The sequence below is a fragment of the Aeromonas sp. 603079 genome (assembly GCF_049172135.1).
Lineage (GTDB): Bacteria > Pseudomonadota > Gammaproteobacteria > Enterobacterales > Aeromonadaceae > Aeromonas > Aeromonas veronii.
The window spans coordinates 210759-230152 of the sequence record NZ_JAAKPX010000001.1; the positions used below are offsets into that span (position 1 = coordinate 210759).

At 60.6% G+C, this 19394-nt stretch carries 19 protein-coding genes; 12 read left to right on the top strand and 7 right to left on the bottom strand.

Features of this window, described 5'->3' with window-relative positions; translation table 11 throughout:
- The first annotated feature begins 325 nt into the window (after window positions 1–325).
- Genes G5287_RS00930 through G5287_RS00940 form a run of 3 tightly spaced genes read left to right on the top strand, consistent with a single transcriptional unit; the run spans window position 326 to window position 2378 of the window.
- Complete coding sequence (locus G5287_RS00930; protein WP_266134370.1) at window positions 326–937, top strand: DUF2975 domain-containing protein; 612 nt, start codon at window positions 326–328, stop codon at window positions 935–937.
- Between the two features lie 7 nt (window positions 938–944).
- Window positions 945–1154 carry a helix-turn-helix domain-containing protein gene (locus tag G5287_RS00935; protein WP_201949611.1) on the top strand — a complete coding sequence of 70 codons (210 nt, stop codon included), beginning with the start codon at window positions 945–947 and terminating at the stop codon, window positions 1152–1154.
- A 6-nt stretch (window positions 1155–1160) separates the two neighbouring features.
- Window positions 1161–2378 (top strand): hypothetical protein, encoded by a 1218-nt coding sequence (locus G5287_RS00940; RefSeq protein ID WP_421230638.1) that lies wholly within the window; start codon window positions 1161–1163, stop codon window positions 2376–2378.
- Window positions 2379–2448: 70 nt separating this feature from the next.
- Here G5287_RS00940 and G5287_RS00945 read toward each other — a convergent pair whose 3' ends face one another.
- Together G5287_RS00945 and G5287_RS00950 are read right to left on the bottom strand one after the other, a co-directional pair.
- Window positions 2449–3603 (bottom strand): 3-phenylpropionate MFS transporter, encoded by a 1155-nt coding sequence (locus G5287_RS00945; protein ID WP_421230639.1) that lies wholly within the window; start codon window positions 3601–3603, stop codon window positions 2449–2451.
- Window positions 3604–3892: 289 nt separating this feature from the next.
- Window positions 3893–5998, bottom strand: coding sequence for a TonB-dependent hemoglobin/transferrin/lactoferrin family receptor (locus tag G5287_RS00950; protein WP_159158318.1), 2106 nt, complete (start codon window positions 5996–5998; stop codon window positions 3893–3895).
- 193 nt (window positions 5999–6191) lie between these two features.
- Between G5287_RS00950 and G5287_RS00955 the strand changes: the two genes are divergently transcribed.
- From G5287_RS00955 to G5287_RS00965, 3 genes are read left to right on the top strand one after another with little or no spacing between them, the layout of a single operon-like run.
- Complete coding sequence (locus tag G5287_RS00955; RefSeq protein ID WP_421230640.1) at window positions 6192–7163, top strand: ChaN family lipoprotein; 972 nt, start codon at window positions 6192–6194, stop codon at window positions 7161–7163.
- 26 nt (window positions 7164–7189) lie between these two features.
- Window positions 7190–7744 carry a cysteine hydrolase family protein gene (locus G5287_RS00960; RefSeq protein ID WP_421230641.1) on the top strand — a complete coding sequence of 185 codons (555 nt, stop codon included), beginning with the start codon at window positions 7190–7192 and terminating at the stop codon, window positions 7742–7744.
- A gap of 37 nt (window positions 7745–7781) precedes the next feature.
- Entirely contained in the window at window positions 7782–8165 is a 384-nt protein-coding gene (locus G5287_RS00965) for a hypothetical protein (protein ID WP_005335256.1), read from the top strand.
- A gap of 87 nt (window positions 8166–8252) precedes the next feature.
- Here the strand turns inward: G5287_RS00965 and hutZ are convergent, their stop codons facing one another.
- A complete protein-coding gene (gene hutZ / locus G5287_RS00970; protein WP_005335257.1) occupies window positions 8253–8810 on the bottom strand; it encodes a heme utilization protein HutZ in 558 nt (185 codons plus the stop codon).
- Window positions 8807–9319 carry a heme utilization cystosolic carrier protein HutX gene (gene hutX / locus G5287_RS00975; protein ID WP_421230642.1) on the bottom strand — a complete coding sequence of 171 codons (513 nt, stop codon included), beginning with the start codon at window positions 9317–9319 and terminating at the stop codon, window positions 8807–8809. Before hutX ends, hutZ begins: the two co-directional genes overlap by 4 nt.
- 170 nt (window positions 9320–9489) lie before the next feature.
- Here hutX and G5287_RS00980 point away from each other — a divergent pair, with 170 nt between their 5' ends.
- The 5 genes from G5287_RS00980 to pepE all read left to right on the top strand — a co-directional run bounded on the left by G5287_RS00980 (window position 9490) and on the right by pepE (window position 14767).
- Window positions 9490–10341 carry a heme/hemin ABC transporter substrate-binding protein gene (locus G5287_RS00980; protein ID WP_040066746.1) on the top strand — a complete coding sequence of 284 codons (852 nt, stop codon included), beginning with the start codon at window positions 9490–9492 and terminating at the stop codon, window positions 10339–10341.
- Window positions 10338–11369: a FecCD family ABC transporter permease gene (locus G5287_RS00985; protein ID WP_202001567.1), complete on the top strand. Its 1032-nt coding sequence runs from the start codon at window positions 10338–10340 to the stop codon at window positions 11367–11369. Before G5287_RS00980 ends, G5287_RS00985 begins: the two co-directional genes overlap by 4 nt.
- Before the next feature lie 11 nt (window positions 11370–11380).
- Entirely contained in the window at window positions 11381–12193 is an 813-nt protein-coding gene (locus G5287_RS00990; RefSeq protein ID WP_075115017.1) for a heme ABC transporter ATP-binding protein, read from the top strand.
- 230 nt (window positions 12194–12423) lie between these two features.
- The gene (locus G5287_RS00995) at window positions 12424–13785 is read left to right on the top strand and encodes an endonuclease/exonuclease/phosphatase family protein (protein ID WP_227342039.1); all 1362 of its coding nucleotides are present in this window, start codon (window positions 12424–12426) and stop codon (window positions 13783–13785) included.
- Between the two features lie 244 nt (window positions 13786–14029).
- Window positions 14030–14767: a dipeptidase PepE gene (pepE, locus tag G5287_RS01000; RefSeq protein WP_421230643.1), complete on the top strand. Its 738-nt coding sequence runs from the start codon at window positions 14030–14032 to the stop codon at window positions 14765–14767.
- A gap of 123 nt (window positions 14768–14890) precedes the next feature.
- On the opposite strand, the gene G5287_RS01005 is transcribed toward pepE, so the two are convergent.
- From G5287_RS01005 to dnaB, 3 genes are all read right to left on the bottom strand, one after another.
- Window positions 14891–15310: a secondary thiamine-phosphate synthase enzyme YjbQ gene (locus G5287_RS01005; RefSeq protein WP_040067976.1), complete on the bottom strand. Its 420-nt coding sequence runs from the start codon at window positions 15308–15310 to the stop codon at window positions 14891–14893.
- Window positions 15310–16383, bottom strand: coding sequence for an alanine racemase (gene alr / locus G5287_RS01010; RefSeq protein ID WP_421172142.1), 1074 nt, complete (start codon window positions 16381–16383; stop codon window positions 15310–15312). The genes G5287_RS01005 and alr overlap by 1 nt, the downstream gene beginning before the upstream one ends.
- 199 nt (window positions 16384–16582) lie before the next feature.
- On the bottom strand, window positions 16583–17977 hold the full coding sequence (gene dnaB, locus G5287_RS01015) for a replicative DNA helicase (protein WP_026035132.1): 1395 nt from the start codon (window positions 17975–17977) through the stop codon (window positions 16583–16585).
- Window positions 17978–18340: 363 nt separating this feature from the next.
- Between dnaB and G5287_RS01020 the strand changes: the two genes are divergently transcribed.
- A complete protein-coding gene (locus tag G5287_RS01020) occupies window positions 18341–19201 on the top strand; it encodes a Tim44 domain-containing protein (protein ID WP_005335275.1) in 861 nt (286 codons plus the stop codon).
- Window positions 19202–19394: the final 193 nt, after the last annotated feature.

Sequence of the window (19394 nt, forward strand, 5' to 3'; positions counted from 1 at the left end):
GAGTTTTTGTATACAGCCTCGCCAGTCTAGAGAGGCTGCAGCCAAAAGTCATCCCCTTCGGACAGATTGAAATTATCGTTTTTCAATAAGTTTAGCCTTGACTCTATATCGCAAAACGATAAACACTAGCATCTGTTTATTGATAAACAATAATTTCATGCGCGCACGCTCCATCTTTTTTCTCTTTCAAGCAAGAGGTGAAACGATGAAACACCATACGCTCGGACACATCAGCGACCTGATCGAATGGTGCCTGCTGCTGACCCTGCTGACAGCACCGTTCATGGCCCTAATCTTTCTGTCACATTCCATCTGGAGATAAACGATGAAACACAACAAGCTCGAACGAATGAGCAGCCTGATCGAGTGGGTTCTGCTATTTGCACTGGTGGCCACCCCACTTATGACCGTCATGGGAGCCTGGTCACACCTGTTGGGTGGCAACGACTATCTGCATCAGGAGCTGGTCGATGCCCTGGCAGTGAATGACGGTTCCACACTCAGTAATGTCCCACTGAACATGCCCTCACCAGTAGTGACCACTACGGCCCCCTCGATTGCCGACTACCCCCTCAATGTGGGTACCCGCCTTCTGGCGACCTTGGTCATGCTGCTGCCTGATGTAGTTTTCATGCTCATCCTGTGGCAACTGCTCCAGCTGTTTCGTGGCTATCGATGCGCCATGCTGTTCACCTTCGACCAGATCCGTCGTTACAAAATGATCGGACTGCTGCTGTGTGCCAGTTTCATCGCCGAGATCATCACCACGCCACTGCTGGATATAGCGCTCACTCTGCAAGGCCCTGAACTGCACGGCACCATCAATATCAGCTCCTCAAACTTTCAGTTGCTGCTGGCCGGATTGATCGTCTCGGCGCTGGCACTGGTCATGCGCGAGGCCAAACTGCTGGCCGATGAACAGCAACTGACGGTGTGAGGAACATATGCCCATTATCATCCGCCTCGATGCCCTGCTGGCCGAGCGCAAAATGACCGCCCGCGAGCTGGCCCAGCGCATCGACATCACCGAGGCCAATCTCTCGATCCTCAAGAATGGCCACGCCAAGGCGGTGCGCTTCTCCACTCTGGAGGCCATCTGCCGTGAACTCAATTGCCAGCCCGGCGATCTGCTGGGCTACGAGCAGGAGCACTAACCCCTTATGAGTCGTCATATCATCCTGTTTGCCCTGTGGCTGCTGCCGCTGTGGGCCTGCGCTGGCAATGACGCGAGCGGCCCCCGCTATCTTATCGAGCGGGGCGCCAGCGCCAATGTGCTGCAAGTGCGCCTCACCATGCAGGGCAAGCCCCCTTTTACCCTGCTCCCCGCTCGTCAGTTGCCGGGCAGTGCCACGCCGGTTTCCCCCGCGCTGGTCTGCCTTGCAGACAACCAGCCGGTTGCCCTCAACCAGCCCTTCTCCTGCAAAGAGGTTGGCTGGCAGATCACGCTCACACCGGCTCCGACAGTGGGTGCGGATGCCTCGGCCCAACAGTCGCTTCTGTTCGCTCCCAACCAGTGGCTATTGACCGAATGGGGTAACTTTGTGCGCCAGCAGGGGAGTCGCCAAGGGAAGGTGTGTCTGCCGGATGGCAGCTGCCAACCGTTGCCGGATGTCAACCAGCCACCGCTGATCCTGCCATTTGGTCTGCAAACTGTGCCCGTCACCAAGCCGGATCCGCGGCTGGTGCTGAGCCATGACGAGACCGCCAACCAGCTCGATCTGCCGGCCTTGCAGCAACAACTGAATGAGATCATCGACTATCTGGCCTTTCAGCTCGACGTGGCCCCGCCCACTCACCCGTGGCAACTGGTGTGGCTGGGGCGAGATGTGGCGACCCGCTCCCTTGGCGGCGCAGCCGGGGTTCAGGTGTTTGTCGCCAACTACCCCACCGAGGCTGGCAAACCGACGCCACAGGCCCCCTTGCGCCTGCTGCGCACCTCGGCCCACGAGGCGGTACATATCCTCAGCGCTCGCCGCGCAACTCCACAGCCCACCTGGATCAACGAGAGCCTCGCCGAATACCTTGCCATCAAAGCGCTGCGCCGCTTTCGGCTGCATCAAGTCACGGCGGTCAACGAGCTGGCCGAGCGGGGCAAACTGCTACCCCATAGCGAGAGCGGCCTCTATCGGGCAGCTCGCGAGGTGCTGGCGGGCGATCGCTCCTACTACCCGCTCTTTTACGTCAAGGGGAGCGCCTTCTGGGAAGCGCTGGAGCGGGAGTTGCAGCACAATGACGTGACGCTGGCGCAACTGCTGCCCCAACTGGGCTGGCTGCCGGATGGCCGCTTTGATGCTGCATCCAATGAGCTGCTTGCCGGCACCATCGGCTCGGATACCTGGCGCCGTCTCAGCCGCCTCTATCTTGGCGAGCAGCAGTAGCGCCACAAACCGCACTAACGAAAAAGGGAGAGCCGTGGCTCTCCCTTTTGTTAGGTGAAATAGACAAATATCAGGCTGGAGCCCTCTCCTGCGCAGACGGCGCAAAGGGGCGCAGCCGCAGGAAGAAGACCGGCAAGACCACCAGCACCATCAGGAAGAAGATGCCACCGCCGAGAGGCTCGAACAGCACGCCGCAGAGCGCCATCAGGGCCGCCACCGTCATGCCGAGGCCAAGGGCCGCATAGAGCGCCTGAGTCGGGATCAACTGCTCGGCGGGCAGCTGGCGAGTCATGAAACGCACAGCCCCGAGATGACTCATGCCAAAGGTGACCGAGTGGAGCAGTTGCCCCAGCACCAGCACCCACAACTCGGTCGAGGCCCCCAGCAATACCCAGCGCACCACGCAACCGATGGCACCAGCGATAAAGAGGCTCTGGGCGCCAAAGCGCTGCAAGAACCGCTTGTCAGCGGCGAACATGCAGATCTCGGCTACCACCCCGAGCGCCCAGAGATAGCCGATGATGGTGCCGCTATACCCTTGCGCCTTCCAGTAGATGGCGCTGAAACCGTAATAGGCGGCGTGGCTCCCCTGCAGCAGAGCGGTCAGCAGCAAGAAACGACGTACCGGTGCGCTGCGCAGGGTTGCCAGCAAGGACGCCTTGGCCCGCTCGCCCTGACTATCCTGTGGCGCCGGATAGAGCGGCAGCCAACTGAGCAGCAGCATCAGCACCAGCCCCGCCACCATGGTGTGCAAAATCCAGTCGCTGCCGAAGTTGCCCACCAGTGCCCCCACCAGCGTCGAGGCGACAATAAAGGCAAACGAACCGCACAGCCGCACCTTGCCGTAATCGAGGTGCGCCTGCACCACCATGCGGGTTGCCAGCGCCTCCCCCACCGGCATCAGGGTCGGATAGATAAAGTTCGCCAGCAGGGTCAAACCCACCAACCACCAGAGGTGATGGCTGAGATAGAAGCCGAGAAACGCCAGCAGACTGAGCAGGGAGAGCAACCGGGTAACCGGCAGCAGATGGCCCGCCCCCTTGATCTGCCCCATCACCATCAGGTTGCCGGCAAAGCGGATCGCCATCCCAGCCCCCAGCAGGAGACCAATCATCTCGGCGCTGACGCCCACCCCCTCCAGCCAGAGCGACCAGAACGGCAAGTAAGCACCGTAGACAAAATAGAAGGCGCCGAAAAAGAGCGCTAACCAGGAAAACGCGGGCATAGATCCTCTGCAACCGGATGACGGGAGCAGAATGATAACCCATCCTCCCCCGCAGATCCCGATGGAAACCCCGCGCAGAAAACGAAAAACTTCAATAAAATTGAACTATTACCGAATAGGCGGGGTCTACTTGATAACACCTCCTCCTGGTTAGTGTTGCAATCCTTCCACCCGCCCACGGCGGGTTTCTTTTTTTAGGCAAACATCTGCTCTGCGCCATCGTCACAACATGGCGGCGACAAAAAAGGGGCCGAAGCCCCTTTGATCATCTGCGTCTGTTGTTTGCTCTTTAGAATACGTATTTGACCCGTGCACTCAGGTTGCGGCCCGGTTCGGTCATCATGCTGTTATCGGAGCCCTCGGCACGACCGGCGATGCGCTCGTAGCTGGTGTACTCCTTGTCAAACAGGTTGAAGACCCCGACGTTGAGCTGCAGATCGCTCATCGGGTTGAACTGAGCGTACATATCCACCACACCCCAACCTGCGCTCTTCACGTAATCGTTGCCTTTGCTGTCTTTACGGACTTTGTCCATGTCGTCAGCAAAGCGCAGCGCGGTGTTGAAGTTCCATTGGGCCTGTTCCAGACGCACACCGACCGAGCCGTTGAGCGGGCTCAGGCTGTTGATGTAGTTGCCATCCCCATCCTTGCCTTCGATGTAGGCGAGGTTGCCCCAGACATTGACGATGTCGTTGAGCCAGTAATCCGCCTTGGCTTCGACCCCTTTGGTGGTCGCCTTGCTCAGGTTCTGGTACTGGTAGACGGCGGTGCGCCCCTCTTTGCCCACTTCCACCATCTCGATGAAGTCTTCAAACTTGTTGTAGAAGCTGGCTACTTCATAGCTGAAGCCGTTGCTGCTGCCACGCACGCCGAGATCGATGCCGTCGCTGCTCTCCGGATTGAGGTTCGGGTTGGGCTCGATGCGATAGCCGTACGCCTGATGGTTCAGAGTGGAGAAGGCGCTGTCATACATGGGGGCCTTGAAACCGTGGCTGTACTGGGCGAACAGGTTGGCCGCCTCGTGGGCCTTGAACACCAGGCCCAGCTTGGGTGACAACTCCCCTTCGGAGAACTTGTGCAGCTTGTCGCCGGTATAGGCCGGATCGTTGTCCGGGGTCATCCGGTAGTAGTCATAACGGGCACCCGGGGTCAGCACCCAGCGCTCGCCAAACTTGATCTCGTCAAAGGCCCACAGGGCGCTGCGCTCGCTGGTGGTAGCCGGGAAGCTCAGCTCGTTGTAGCCGACAAAATCACCGGGAGTCGTCGGCCCCTTGTAACGGGTACGTTCGTTGTCGGTGTGCTCGTATTCAGCCCCCCAAGCCAGGCGGTGGTTGGCGACTGCCTTGTGGAACTGCAGCTGGGCGCCGATGTTCTTCTGATCGAACACGTTGTGATCCAGCGAGTTTTTGGTCACATAGGGGTTGCCGGGGCTGACTGGATACTTGGATGAGGCGTACTGATCCAGCGTCTGCTTGGTGCGGGCGAAATAGACCTTGCTATCCATCCGATCGGCCCAGCCTTGATTCAGCGCGATGCCGTGATCCAGCACCACTGAGAGGTTGTCGGTCTGCTTGTCGGTGATGGGCTGATCAAAGACACGGGCAGTGCCGGTACCGACCTTGTTGAGCTTGACCGCATCCGGCTCCTCGCCATCGGTCAGGTAGTCAACGGTCAGCTTGAGGAACTGCTCATCGGAGAGGTTCCACTTGCTCTTGAGCAGCAGGGCGTGGGTACCGATATCGAAGTCGTTCTTGGTGGAGTCGAAATTCTGGGTCACACCGCCATCGCGCCAGGTGTAGCGCAGCAGGTTCTCCACTTCACCAGTGCGCAGGGCGCCGGTAAAGCCCGCCATCTTCTGGTGGCTGCTGGAGGCGTAACCGCTGGTCACATCCAGATAACTATCCTTGCCCTTGAGGAAGTCGCTGGCATCCTTGGTGGTGATGGCAATCACGCCACCCAGCGCATCGGAGCCGTAGGCGGCAGACGCCGGCCCCTTGGCCACTTCTACCTGCTTGATCATGTCGGTATCGAAGTAGCTCTGGCCAACCCCGCCCTTGCTGTAGGCATCGTTCTGGCGCACACCGTCGCGCACCACCTTGACCCGGTTTTCCCCCATGCCGCGGATGATGAAGGTCTGCGCATCCCCCTGACCGCCCAGCACGGTCACACCGGGTTCGTAGCGGAACAGGTCGGCGACGTTGGTGACGACCTGCTCTTCAATCTGCTTGGCGGTGATCACCGAGATGGGGCCGGAGACATCTTCCAGTTTTTGCTCCATCCGTGAGCCGCTGACGACCACGACTTCATCCGCCTTCTGGGTGGCAGCAAAGACCTGGGAGGAGAGACCGGCCGCCACGGCGAGGGCAACCAGAGAGAGTGCGTTATGATGGGTCACAGCGAATCCTTATTGAGAACTGTTATCAAACAGGCCGCATATTACCCGGCTCTCGACAAAGATCAACAAGAAACGAAATCATTCTCATTTGTTTTGAACCAAATTGGTTTTACACTGTCGCCCTGTGTTGCCCTTATTCTCTATTAGCCCCCCGAGATGCACCGGCATCCGGGCATATCAGCCGTGAGATCCCATGATTAGACGACTTCCCCTGCTCGCCCTGCCGCTGCTACTGGCAGCCTGTGCCACCCCAACCCAGCCAACCGTGTCATCACAGTTGCAGACGCTCTATGACTACCGGCTAAGCAGCGAGGGAGATGCAGACCTGACGCTGGAGCAGGCGATCGCGCGCATTGCCGACGCCGACATCATTCTGGTGGGTGAGCTGCACAGCCATCCCGCCGTGCATCTGTTGCAATCGCGCCTGTTGAGCGGGCTCTACACCGCAGGTCAGCAGCACGGGCGGCCATTGGCCCTCTCCATGGAGCAGTTCAGCCGCGCCGATCAGAAGACGCTGGATGCCTATCTGGCGAACCAGATTGGTGAAGCGGCCTTGATCCGCGAAGGCAACGCCTGGCCCAACTATCCTAGCGACTACCGCCCGCTGGTGGAGTTTGCCAAGGCTCACCAGATGCCGGTGATCGCCGCCAACGCCCCCAAGCCCCTGGTGAGCTGTGTCGGTCAGGAGGGGGCTGAGTGGCTCGACAAACTGCCAGCCACACGTCGCAGCCAGCTGGCCCGCCAGCTGACGCTGGGGGATGACCCCTATCGCCAGAAATTTATGGCCTCCATGCACCACGGCGATGCCGACAGCAACGCCCGCCGCTTCGCCGCCCAGACCAGTTGGGATGACACCATGGCCGAGAGCATGGTGGATTATCTCGCCAAGCACCCGGGCCAGCAGATCATGCATATCGCCGGCAATTTCCACGTCGAGGGGGGGCTTGGACTCGCCAGTCGCATCGCCAGCCGCAATCCTGCCCTCAAGGTGGCGCTGGTGGTGCCCCGCACAGATGAGACCTCTGTTGCAGATCCCGCAGCCGATGTGCAGGTAACCATCATGCCGCTGCCTAAGCGCTGGCAAAACAGTGACGAGATGAAGCAAGATATGGGCGCGCTGCATCAATCCCGCAGTCGTGACTGCAGCCAGTGGCTGCAACCCTAATCTTCAAGGAAACGGCGGGTAAGAAAATGGATGTGTTACTGATCATCGATGTGCAGCAAGGCTTGTTCAACGAGCCCCGTTACCGCCAGGAGCAAGTGCTGGCCAATATCAATCGGGCTGCGGCCCATGTCAGGCAGCAACAGGGACGGGTCATCTATATCCAGCATGACTCGCTCCCCGGTACCGAACTGGAACCCGGCACCCCGGGTTGGCAGTTGCACAGTGCGCTGCAACCGGCCAAGGGAGAGAGCCGGGTGCGCAAAACGGCCTGTGACAGCTTTCTCGACACCGAGCTTGCCTTCCTGCTGGCCGAGCAGCCGGTCGATCGACTCATTCTCTGTGGCTGCGCCACCGATTTTTGCGTCGACACCACGGTGCGCAGTGCCGCCTCCCATGGGTACGAGGTGCTGGTGTTGAGCGATGGTCACACCACCGCCGATCGCCCCCATCTGAGCGCAGCCCAGATCACCGAGCACCATCACTGGATGTGGCGCCACCTCAGCCTGCCGGAGGGGCGCAGTGTGACCCTGCTCACCACCGACGAGCTGCTGGCAGTAACACCCGCCCTGCAGCCGTGCTAATCTGCGAGCCTCGCCTCGTTTCTCACTGGAGTCTGTCGTGCGCCTGTTGTCTGCCACCCTGTTGTTGATTGTTCCCCTACTGTCGGCCTGCTCCAGCTTGCCCGGGCAGAAGTATGACGGGCCGGAGCCCCTGTTTCTGACCCACATCAACGAGGAGGGGAGCAAGCGGTTCACCTTTGAAGCCGCGCCCAACGACACCTTGCCGCGCGGCCTCTCGGCGGCCCAGAGCCAGCGGCTGCTGGAACAGCGGGAGGCGTTACAGGAGAATCTGCTGACCGAAACCCTGGCGACCAAGCAGTATTGCCGCCAGGGCTACATAGTGCTGAGCCAGACCTCCTGGAAGGTGCGGGGAGAGTGCAACGAAACGGCCACCGACGCCGATCGTCGCGCTTTTCCCAACAAGGCCAGCTGGCAGGATTGAACAGGCCGGATGAGATAACGCAATAAAAACGGGCAGCCAATTGGCTGCCCGTTTTGTTATGACGGCTGTCGTGGTCGACAGGGATTATCAGACCGGCGCATCGGCCGGGCTGGTGAGCTCGGCACCGTTGTCGATGCGCTTGTGCCCTTCCACCAGATGGACGAAATCCACCAGCTCGTCACCGGAAACCGCGAACGCCTGTCCGAAGCCCTTGACGAACAGCCCCTGTTCCGGCTTGAGGCGGAACAGTTTGAAATCCTTGAGGTTGGAGAGACCCTTGATTATCTCGCCAAAACGACCTTCCAGTGCCGCCACCGCCTTGCTCCAGCGAGCGTCGTCTCGGGCCACCACTTCAGCCACCGCATCGAAGGTCAAGCGCTTGCGGGCAAACAGCTCGCGGGCACCGCTCTCATCCTCGATCAGCATCAGGGATACCCGGGGCACCTGTTGCAGGTTGCGGGCGTGGCGGGCGATCTCGGAGATCAGCACATAGTAGCCATCTTCCTGCAGCACGAACGGGGCATAGCTGGCGTTGGGATTACCTTCGCCATCGACGGTGGCGAGCTGCAGGGTGCGGCAGCTGTCGCGAAACTCGCGGATCTCCGGTTGCAGGCGGTTCTGCAGACGCTCCTGACGTTCACTCATGCTTTGACTTCCTCTTGAGAGTTGTGGCGCAGCGCCATGAAACGGGTGACCTGATCGGCCAGCAGCTGGCGTTTCTCGTCGCGACCCAGATAGACCTTGAAAATGCAGCGGCCAGAGTGACCGAAGAACTGGAAGGAGTGCCCCTCCTTGCCCATGAACAGCTTGCTGACCAGCGCAATCCCCGCCACGTTGTCGAGCTTGAGGTGACCATGCAGCTCACCGTCGCGGCCCATCAGGTTGTAGTAGCCGCGTGCGTCCTTGCCTTTCGGGAAGGGGGCTTTTACCTCGAAGATGGATCCTTCTGATTCGACGATGGTGGTCACCGGGCCCCAGTCGGCCAGATCTTCCAGCAGACCTTGCGCGCGATCGGCGGGCAACAGGGTCACCAGCTCGGCGGGCAGATGGCGAACCACCTCCCATTCGCTGATGGCAAGATGGGCCGCCAGGGTGGACGGATGAGCGCCGGGATCCTGCTCCAGCAGCGCGTGAATGCGTTGTGCAATGCTCATGTTTTCTCCCTCTGCGGGACCATATTGTCCCGCTGTTTATCATGGCGGCTACTCTAATAAAGCACCGAAATCAATGCAATTGATAATTGCTATCATTATCAGTGCTTTTTTTCCAAAGCCTTGATATTCTCGGCGGCACACCCGTTTCATTCACCCCTTCGGAGGTTAGCATGGGCCGTCGTCTTGCCCTCGCCATCACCCTGCTCTGCAGTTCACTCTCTCCCTTCTCTGCCGTTGCCGCCGACGGACAGAAAGAGCGTATCGTCAGTATCGGCCCGGCCACCACAGAACTCATTCTGGCCCTTGGCGGTGAATCGAGCCTGATCGCCACCGATGTCAGCAGCCCCTTGCCAAAAGGGTTGCCCAAGGTGGGTTATCACCGGGCGCTGGCCGCCGAAGGGATCCTGAGCCTCTCCCCCACCCGACTGGTGGGCAGTGACGAGATGGGGCCGGCCCCGACCCTGGATCAGCTGCGCCGTGCCGGGGTCAAGGTGGAGGTGCTGGATACCGCGCCGACCCTCGCCAACCTCAACCAGCGTATCGACACCCTCGCCAGCCTGCTGGGCGACAAAGCCGCTGGCGATCGCCTGAAGGCAGAGATCCAGGCTCAGACCGATCAGCTGGCGGCGCAAGCCAAACAGAACAAACCGCTCAAGGTCGCCTTCCTGCTGCTGCACAAGGGGCAACCCACCAGCATCGCCGGGGGTGACACCACCGCCAGCGCGCTGATTTCTCTGGCAGGCGGTATCAATCCGGTCGCCGAGTTGCGCAACTACAAGCCGGTATCCGCCGAATCCCTCATCGAGATGCAGCCCGATCTGGTGCTGGTCAGCGGTCGTGACTGGCAGCAATATGCCGATCCGGCCAAGGTGCTGGCAGAAGTGCCCGCCCTGGCCGCCACCCCGGCTGGCAAGCGTAACGCCATTCACGCCATCGACGGCCACGCCCTGCAAGGGGGCCTGAGCCTCAACTCCCTGCAACAAGCGAACCAGATCGCCCAGTGGATCAAGCAGGGGTCATGATGCGCTTGCCCCTCTCCTGGCTGCTGGCCTTCACCACGGCCGCACTGGCGCTGTTGCTGCTCGGTTCGCTGGCAACCGGCCCCATGACCCTCACCCTAGGTGAGAGTCTGCGGGCGCTGTTTGCTGGGCAGGAGAGCGGGATAGAGTCGCACAAGCTGCTGATCGTGCAGGAAATTCGCCTGCCTCGTACCCTGCTCTGCATCGCAGTGGGGGGGATCCTCGGGCTATGTGGCGCCGTGATGCAGGGGCTGTTTCGCAACCCCCTGGCTGACCCTGGCATCATAGGTGTCTCCGGCGGTGCGGCGCTTGGGGCTGCACTCGCTATCGTGCTGCTTGCCCCCCTCGGCCAGCAGCTGCAAGCCACCATCGGGGTTGGTCTGCTGCCGCTGCTCGCCTTTCTCGGCGGCGCGCTCACCACCACCCTGGTCTATCTGCTCGGCACCCGTGAAGGGGGCACCTCGGTCACCGTCATGCTGCTGGCCGGGGTCGCCATCACGGCGCTCTCCGGCGCGGTGATCGGCCTGCTCACCTATCTGGCGGACGATCAGATGCTGCGCAACCTGAGCCTGTGGCAGATGGGAACGCTGGCGGCAGGCAAACCGGCCGATGTGGCGCTGGCCCTGCTCACCCTGGCGGCCCTGCTGTGGCTCTTTATGCGCGATGCCAATCCCCTCAATGCCCTGCTGCTGGGTGAAGGAGAGGCCCGTCATCTTGGGGTCAATGTGCAATCCCTCAAACGTCGCCTGATCCTGCTCACCGCAGCGGGCGTCGGGGTGGCGGTGGCGGTATCGGGGATGATCGGCTTCGTCGGGCTGATGGTGCCCCATCTGGTGCGCCTGCTGGCGGGCCCCAACCATGTCAGGTTGCTGCCGCTCTCGGCCCTGCTTGGCGCCGCCCTGCTGCTGGCGGCCGATATGCTGGCACGCACCCTGCTGGCCCCGGCCGAGCTGCCGGTGGGCATCATCACCGCCCTGCTCGGAGCCCCCTTCTTCATCTGGCTGCTGGTAAAAGGCCGCCGCGCCCTGTGATACGGACTGTTATGCAACCACTCTCATCCTCACTCTCCGCCCCCCTGTTGAGCTGCAGCCGACTCAGCCTGCGCCGTGGCCAGCGCCAGATCCTGGATGGGCTCAATCTCGACCTCGAGAGCGGCACCCTCACCGCGCTGCTCGGCCCCAACGGGGCGGGCAAGAGCTCGCTGCTCAAGTGCCTGACCGGCGAGCTGGAATATGAGGGTTCCATCACCCTGTTTGGCGCGGATCGCCAGCAGTGGGACAGCAGCCAGCTGGCCCACCGACTCGGGGTATTGCCGCAAAGCTCCTCACTCAACTTCCCCTTTCTCTGTGAAGAAGTGGTCGCCATGGGGCGTTTGCCCCACAGTGAACCGGCGGCGCGGCGTGACGAGATTGTGGCGGCGGCCATGACCCATGCCGGGGTCGAGCATCTAGCCAAACGGCTCTATCCCGGACTCTCCGGCGGCGAGCGGCAGCGGGTGCAGTTTGCCCGGGTGCTGGCGCAGATTTGGCAGGCCCCCTCCCCGACCGAGCAGGCCGAGCAACCCCGCTTGCTGCTGCTCGACGAACCCACCTCGGCGCTGGATCTGAAATACCAGCATCAGCTGCTCACCATGGCGCGCGCCCTCGCCAGCCGCAATACAGCTGTGCTGGTGGTGCTGCACGACCTCAATCTGGCGGCGCGCTATGCCGATCGGCTGGTGATGCTGGAGCGGGGCAAGCTGATGGCCGATGGCACGCCTGCCGAAGTGCTCACCCCTGAGCTGATCGCCCGTCTCTATGATTATCCGGCACAGGTGATCCACCACCCCGAGAGCGGCCTGCCGATGGTAGTGTGACAAATTCAGAGTGCGGTAACGGCAGGAAGCGCGTTATTCATCCCGGAAACTGCAGCGTATAAACCGGTTTTTCACACCCCATATCGCCCTGCTAACATTCATCATCGCCAGATATGTGGTGTGAATATCCTCACACTTTGCTCAGGCAAAACCCCCGCAGCATCACCGTCTACTTATAATGACGCCGCCTCACAGAAGGCATAACTCATTGATGCTACGGAATAATTACAATGAAAAATATCAACAAGACCCTACTGGCTGCCGCAATTTCCCTCGGGATGCTGGCTGGCTGCAACAGCGACAACGACTCAAAGGCAGCTGATCCCATGGTTCGTTTTGCCACCTTCAACCTCTCTTTTGACCGCACTGCCGCCGGTATGCTGACCGGTGAGCTGGCCTTGACCCGCACCGAGCAGGATGCCCTGCTGGCCCGCCTCGCCGAAGGGAGCCTGAGCGGCGCCACTGAAACCAAAGCCAAGAACGTGCAGCAGATCCGCAACGTGGCGGAGATCATCCAGCGCACCCGCCCGGATGTGTTCCTGCTCAACGAGTTCGACAACGACGGCAAAGGCGAGAGCACCGCCGATCTGAAAGCCTTCAACGACAACTATCTGGCCCACGCCCAGCACGCCGAAGTGACGGCTATCAGCTATCCGGTGATGCAGAACTTCGCCACCAACACCGGCCTGATGAGCGGTTATGACCTCAATCTGGATGGCAAGGTTAACAGCGGCCCCGACGATGCCTGGGGCTTTGGCAACTACCACGGCCAGTACGCCTTTGCGGTGATGTCCAAATACCCCATCGACACCAAGCAGATCCGCACCTTCCAGAACTTCAAGTGGAAGGATATGCCGGGCGAGCAGAACCCCATCATCGATGACTGCAACAATCCCAAGGTCAAGATCCCGGCCAGCCGCCAGTGTGGTGATGCCTGGTATTCAGACGCAGCCTGGCAGCAGTACCCGCTCTCCTCCAAGAACCACGCCGATGTGCCGGTACGGATCAAGACCGAAAAGGGGGATGAGGTGATCCACTTCCTGATCTCCCACCCGACCCCGCCAATCTTTGCCAATGCGGCGCGCCACACCGTCAAACACAACCGCGCCGAGATCGCCTTCTGGAACGACTACGTCAAGGGGCTCAACTACATGACCGATGACAAGGGCACCAAGGGTGGGCTGGCCAAAAACGCCAAGTTTGTTATCGCGGGTGATCTCAACGCCGATCCACTCACCGGTGACGGCGACCTGACCGCCATTCAGGATCTGCTAAACAACCCGCTGATGAATCAGGCCATCACCAATGGCACCCTGATCCCGGTCAGCGAAGGGGGTCCGGAGTGTGTCAGCAAGGGGACCGACTGCAAACGCAACCTCAATCGCCCCAACCCGGAACGCATCACCAACTCCAGCGTGCTACAGCTGGATCACGTCATCCCCTCCGCCAACCTCAACGCGGTCAAGAGCGGCGTCTTCTGGCCTGCCAGCTTCGAGGCCGGTTATCACCTGGTCTATGATGCGAAACTCGGCATCGCCAAGGGAGTCAGTTCGGATCACCGCATGGTCTGGGTCGATCTCAAACTCGACTAACCCTGCCATGACCCCGCTGCGGCGGGGTCTTTTATTGGCGATGGTCAGCGAACTGAGCTCTGCTTATTAATCCACCAGTTGGCATTGAGTTATCCATCCATAACTCCTCCATAGCCGTTGAATGGGCCTCGCGATCACAGAACCACCTCGCCAATGGTGGTAGCATGCCTCCTCTTGCCATCCGGCCGCACGGCGGATCCGGTGGCCCTCCCTCCTCCGCTTTCACTTTTTGAGGAACGATTTGATGGAACTGCTTCTGCTTAGCAATGGTAAAGCCAACGAATTTCCGGGTCTGCTCGGCTGGGCCCGCGATCGGGTTCAAAGCCTGCTCGTGCGCAAACAGGTCAAGCGCATCCTGCTCATCCCCTACGCGGTGATCCGCAACGACTGGGATGCCCGCGCCAACGAACTTACCGAGAGCCTCGGGATCGAGACCATCAGCATTCACCACTTCGATGATCCGGTCGCGGCCGTCAATCAGGCCGAGGCCATCTTTATCAGTGGCGGCAACACCTGGCGCCTCAACCAGATGCTGCACGAAAACGGCCTGATCGTGCCGATCCAGCGTGCCGTGCGCGAGCGGGGCGTGCCCTATGTGGGCTGGAGCGCCGGTTGCAACGTGGCGACCCCGAGCATCCGTACCACCAACGACATGCCGGTCTGCAGCGCCGCCGTGCTGCCCGCACTGGGCCTGTTCCCGCTGCAGATCAACCCGCACTATCTGGACGCCAGTATCAGCGGCCACATGGGCGAGACCCGCGACGAGCGTCTGGCCGAGTTCTGCGCCATCAACCCGAGCGAGCACGTGGTGGCCCTGCGCGAAGCGAGTCTGCTGCAAATCACCGGAGAAAACGGCAGCGAGCGTCTGGAGTACTGGAGCGCCCGCGAGCAGGACTTCAAGATCTTCAAACATGGCCAGGAGCCGCAAGCCTTTATGGATGCCGCCCCGCTGGCCGAGCTGACCCCCTTCAAGGTCGGCTGAGCTACTAAGAGCGCTTCACCACTGGCAGGCGGATAGCTCGCGAAACCGCAAAAACGAAAAAAGAGGGATGGCTCAATGCCATCCCTCTTTTTTATCGTCATCTTTCAGCTGGTTGCAGCCTGATTACTCACCCTGCAGGGTCACCAGCACCTTGCGGGCACCACCATCGACGCGATGTTCGCCAAGCCAGATCCCCTGCCAGGTGCCGAGCGCCAACTGACCATCGCGAACTGGCAGCAGCAGGCTCACCCCGAGCAGGGAGGATTTGATGTGAGCGGGCATGTCATCCGCCCCCTCATAGGTGTGGCGATAGTAGGGGGCATCCTCCGGCGCCAGCCGGTGCAGATGAGCCTCCATATCGCTGCGCACGCTGGGGTCGCAATTCTCGTTGAGGGTGAGCGAGGCGGAGGTGTGTTGCAGTAGCAGGTGGGCCATGCCGAGCCGGTAATCCGCCAGCATCGGCAGTTTGGCCACCAGCTCGTCAGTCACCAGATGAAAGCCCCGCGAACGGGGCTTCAACGTCAGCAGGCACTGCTGCCACATCAGACATACTCCATAAAGACGCGGGAGGTGAGTTTGGTGATGAGTTCGTAGGGGATGGTGCCAATCTCGTCGGCCACCCGCTCCACCGGCAACCCCTCGCCCCACAGCACCGCCTCGTCACCGGCCTTGTCGGTTGCGCCGGGCCCAAGATCTACCGTGCTCATATCCATGGAGACACGCCCCACCAGCGGCACGATGCGGCCGTTGATCAGCACGGAAGTGCCATTGGGCGCCATGCGCGGATAACCGTCACCGTAGCCGATGGCGATCACCCCGAGCCGGGTATCGCGATCCGACACCCAGTTGGCGCCATAGCCCACCGGCTCGCCCGCCTTGTGATCCCGCACCGCAATCAGCTGGGTCTTCAAGGTCATCACCGGCTGCAGGTCGTAATCGGCCGCCACCGTGTTGGGGAAAGGCGACACGCCATAGAGGATGACGCCGGGGCGAACCCAGTCGCAGTGGGAGTCTGGCCAGGCCAGAATGCCCGCCGAGTTGGCCATGGCCCGCTCGCCCGCCAGCGGTGCGGTCAACTTGCTGAACAAGTCGATCTGCTCGCGGGTAGTAGGCTGCTCCAGCTCATCGGAGCGGCTGAAGTGGGTCATGATGTTGAACGGCTGCACCACGTTCTTGCACTTGCCGAGTCGTTCGATAAAGGCGCGCATCTCGTCGGCACGTACCCCGAGGCGATGCATGCCGGTGTCGAGCTTGAGCCAGGCCACCACGGGCGCTGGCAGCTCAACCTGCTCCAGCGCTTCGAGCTGCTCCCAGGTGTGAACCGCCGTCTGCAGGTTGTTGGCCGCCAGCACCGGCAGATCGTCGGCGGAGAAGAATCCCTCCAACAGCACGATGGGTTTGACCACGGCGCAGGAGCGCAGCATCAGCGCCTCTTCGATACGGGCCACCGCATAGGCATCCGCATCCACCAGGGTGCGAGCGACCGGCAGCAGTCCGTGGCCATAGGCGTTGGCCTTGACCACAGCGATGATCTTGCAAGCGGGAGCGTGGCGCTTGACCACGGCGAGGTTGTGGCGCAAGGCCGCAGTGTTGATTTGGGCAGTAGCCGCTTTCATGGTTTTCCCTTACGAGGGCACAAATGGTCTCCCCCTCATCGGGCAGAAGACCGCCACTCACTTATCGTCGTCGAAGGCCGGACCGGCATAATTGTCGAACCGGGAAAACAGGCTCTGACGGGCTGCCTTGCAGTGAATGGCAAGCGGGTCAGAGCGGTGGTGGCAATCCTGACCACAGGATTGCCATGATTGTTACTTATCAATAATCGTCGTCAAACGCCGGACCGGCGTAGTTGTCGAACCGGGAGAACTGACCCTGGAAGGTGAGGCGCACCCGGCCGATGGGGCCGTTACGCTGCTTGCCGATAATGATCTCGGCAATCCCCTTGTCCGGGCTGTCATCGTGATAAACCTCATCACGATAGATAAACATGATCAAATCCGCATCCTGCTCGATGGAACCCGATTCACGAAGGTCCGAGTTGACCGGGCGCTTGTCGGCCCGCTGTTCCAGGCTTCGGTTCAACTGGGAGAGCGCCACCACCGGGCACTGCAGCTCTTTCGCCAAGGCCTTGAGGGAGCGGGAGATCTCGCCGATCTCCAGGGTACGGTTGTCAGAGAGCGCCGGCACCCGCATCAGCTGCAGGTAGTCCACCATGATCATGGATAGGCCACCGTGCTCGCGTGCCACCCGACGGGCACGGGAACGTACATCGGTCGGAGTGAGGCCGGAGGCGTCATCGATATACATCTTGCCCTTCTCCAGCAGCAATCCCATGGTGGAGGAGAGGCGCGCCCAATCCTCGTCATCGAGCTGACCGGTACGCACCTTGGTCTGGTCGATGCGACCGACCGAGGCGAGCATACGCATGATGATCTGCTCGGAGGGCATCTCCAGCGAGAAGATAAGCACCGGCTTGTCGGCGGTGAGGGCCGCGTGCTCGCAGAGGTTCATGGCAAAGGTGGTCTTGCCCATGGAAGGACGGGCCGCCACGATGATCAAGTCCGAACGCTGCAAACCGGCGGTCATCTTGTCCAGATCGTTGTAACCGCTCGATACCCCGGTCACCCCGTTGTGGGGGGTCTTGAACAACTCTTCAATCTTGTCGACGGTCTGCTCGAGGATGAGCTTCAGGGGCTGGGGCCCCTCGTTGGCGCTGGTGCGCTGCTCGGCAATCTTGAATACCTTGCTCTCGGCAAGATCCAGCAGATCGCCGGAGGTGCGGCCCTGTGGCTCGTAGCCTGCTTCGACTATCTCGTTGGCGACCGAGATCATCTCCCGCACCACCGCCCGCTCGCGCACGATTTCGGCGTAGGCGTTGATGTTGGCGGCACTCGGGGTGTTCTTGGCGATCTCCACCAGATAGGCGAAGCCGCCCGCCTCTTCCAGCTGTTCGGAGCGCTCCAGCTCCTCCTGCAGGGTGATGAGGTCGATGGGGTTGCCCGCGTTGGAGAGGCGGGTCATGGCCTGGAAGATCAACCGGTGCGGACGGCTGTAGAAATCCTGATCGATAACCCGTTCGGCAACCCGATCCCAGGCATCGTTATCCAGCATCAGGCCGCCCAGTACGGACTGTTCGGCCTCAAAAGAGTGGGGAGGAACTTTCAGCTGTTGTGTCTTGGCGTCTTTTTTCGCCGTCACTTGCTCTGCCATACACATAAAAACCGCAGCGGGAAGGGGACGGGAATTTTACAAAAGAAAGCCAACTACGGCGAGCCCTATCTGGCGGCTCATACCATCATAAAGGGCCAAACCAGAGTCTGCTCTACCTTGACCATTTTGATTTTGCTTCGCATTTTGCGCTCCTTGCGACTCAATCTTCTGCTTTTCATCCGGTTTACTCCTCTTGTTTGACGCCGCATCGCGGCAACCTCGTTCATGAATAATTCATGCCAGAGGTGATATTGATGAATACAAGCTGCGACACAATTAGGGACAGGCAGCCTGCCATGCGCCTTGCTGAGCTTGCCAAAGCGGAGCATGCCCCACCCACAGACGAGAGTGAAAAGAGTCAAAATGAAAAAGATGCTGACCCTGTTTGCCGTGATCCTGGCCATTGGCCTGGGGGCACCTCACGCCGAAGCCAAGAAGTTTGGCGGCGGCAAATCCTTTGGTAAAAGTTACAAAACTGCGCCGGCCCAGCCTGCGGCCAAACCGGTCGACAACAAGAATCCGACACTGAATGCCCAGACTCCGCCGAAAAAGAGCGGCATGATGGGTGGCCTGCTGGGCGGCCTGCTGGCTGGCGGCCTGTTTGCCTACCTGCTGGGCAGCGGTGCCTTTGAAGGTCTGCAAGGAATGGACTTCCTGCTGATCGCCCTGCTGGCGCTAGGTGCCGTCTTCCTGATCCGTACCCTGCGCAAGGGCAAGGTCGCGACGCCACAGCCACAACAGGCGGCCTATGCGGGCTATCAGCCACCGCAATCCGCGGCCCCGCAGCAGTTTGAGCAGAGCAACAGCGCACCGCAAGCCACCGGCTTTGCCGACAGCGACGTGCCGTTCCGCCTGCCGCCGGGCTTTGACATGAACAGCTTCCTAGCCGGTGCCCGCGATCACTATCGCACCCTGCAAGAGGCGTGGAACAAGAACGATCTGGAAAAAGTGCGCGAGTACGTCAGCCCCGAGCTGTTTGAGCAGCTCAAAGCCGAGCGCGCCGAACTGACTGGCGACCAGCATACCGAAGTGATGTACGTCGATACCCAGCTGGTACGCGCCGACTACGGCAGCGACTGGGCTCAGGTGAGCGTGCGCTTCAGCGGCCGCTACATGGACCGTCAGGAGCAGGTCGAAGAAGACATCAAAGAGGTGTGGCACCTCGAACGCGATCTGGCCAAGAACAATGCCCCTTGGCATATCGTCGGTATCGAGCAGCTGTAAGGTTTAGATTGTCACTACGCAGGAGGCGGCCCATGGGCTGCCTCTTTTCATTTCATACCCTCACCTGACCTCATACAGGCGATGGCTATCGTCATTGATAATTGAAGAGTTGTGACCAATCCCAAGATGACATGTCACCACGCACATAACGACAAAGGGCAGCCACCGGCTGCCCTTTCGCATCACATCTGGA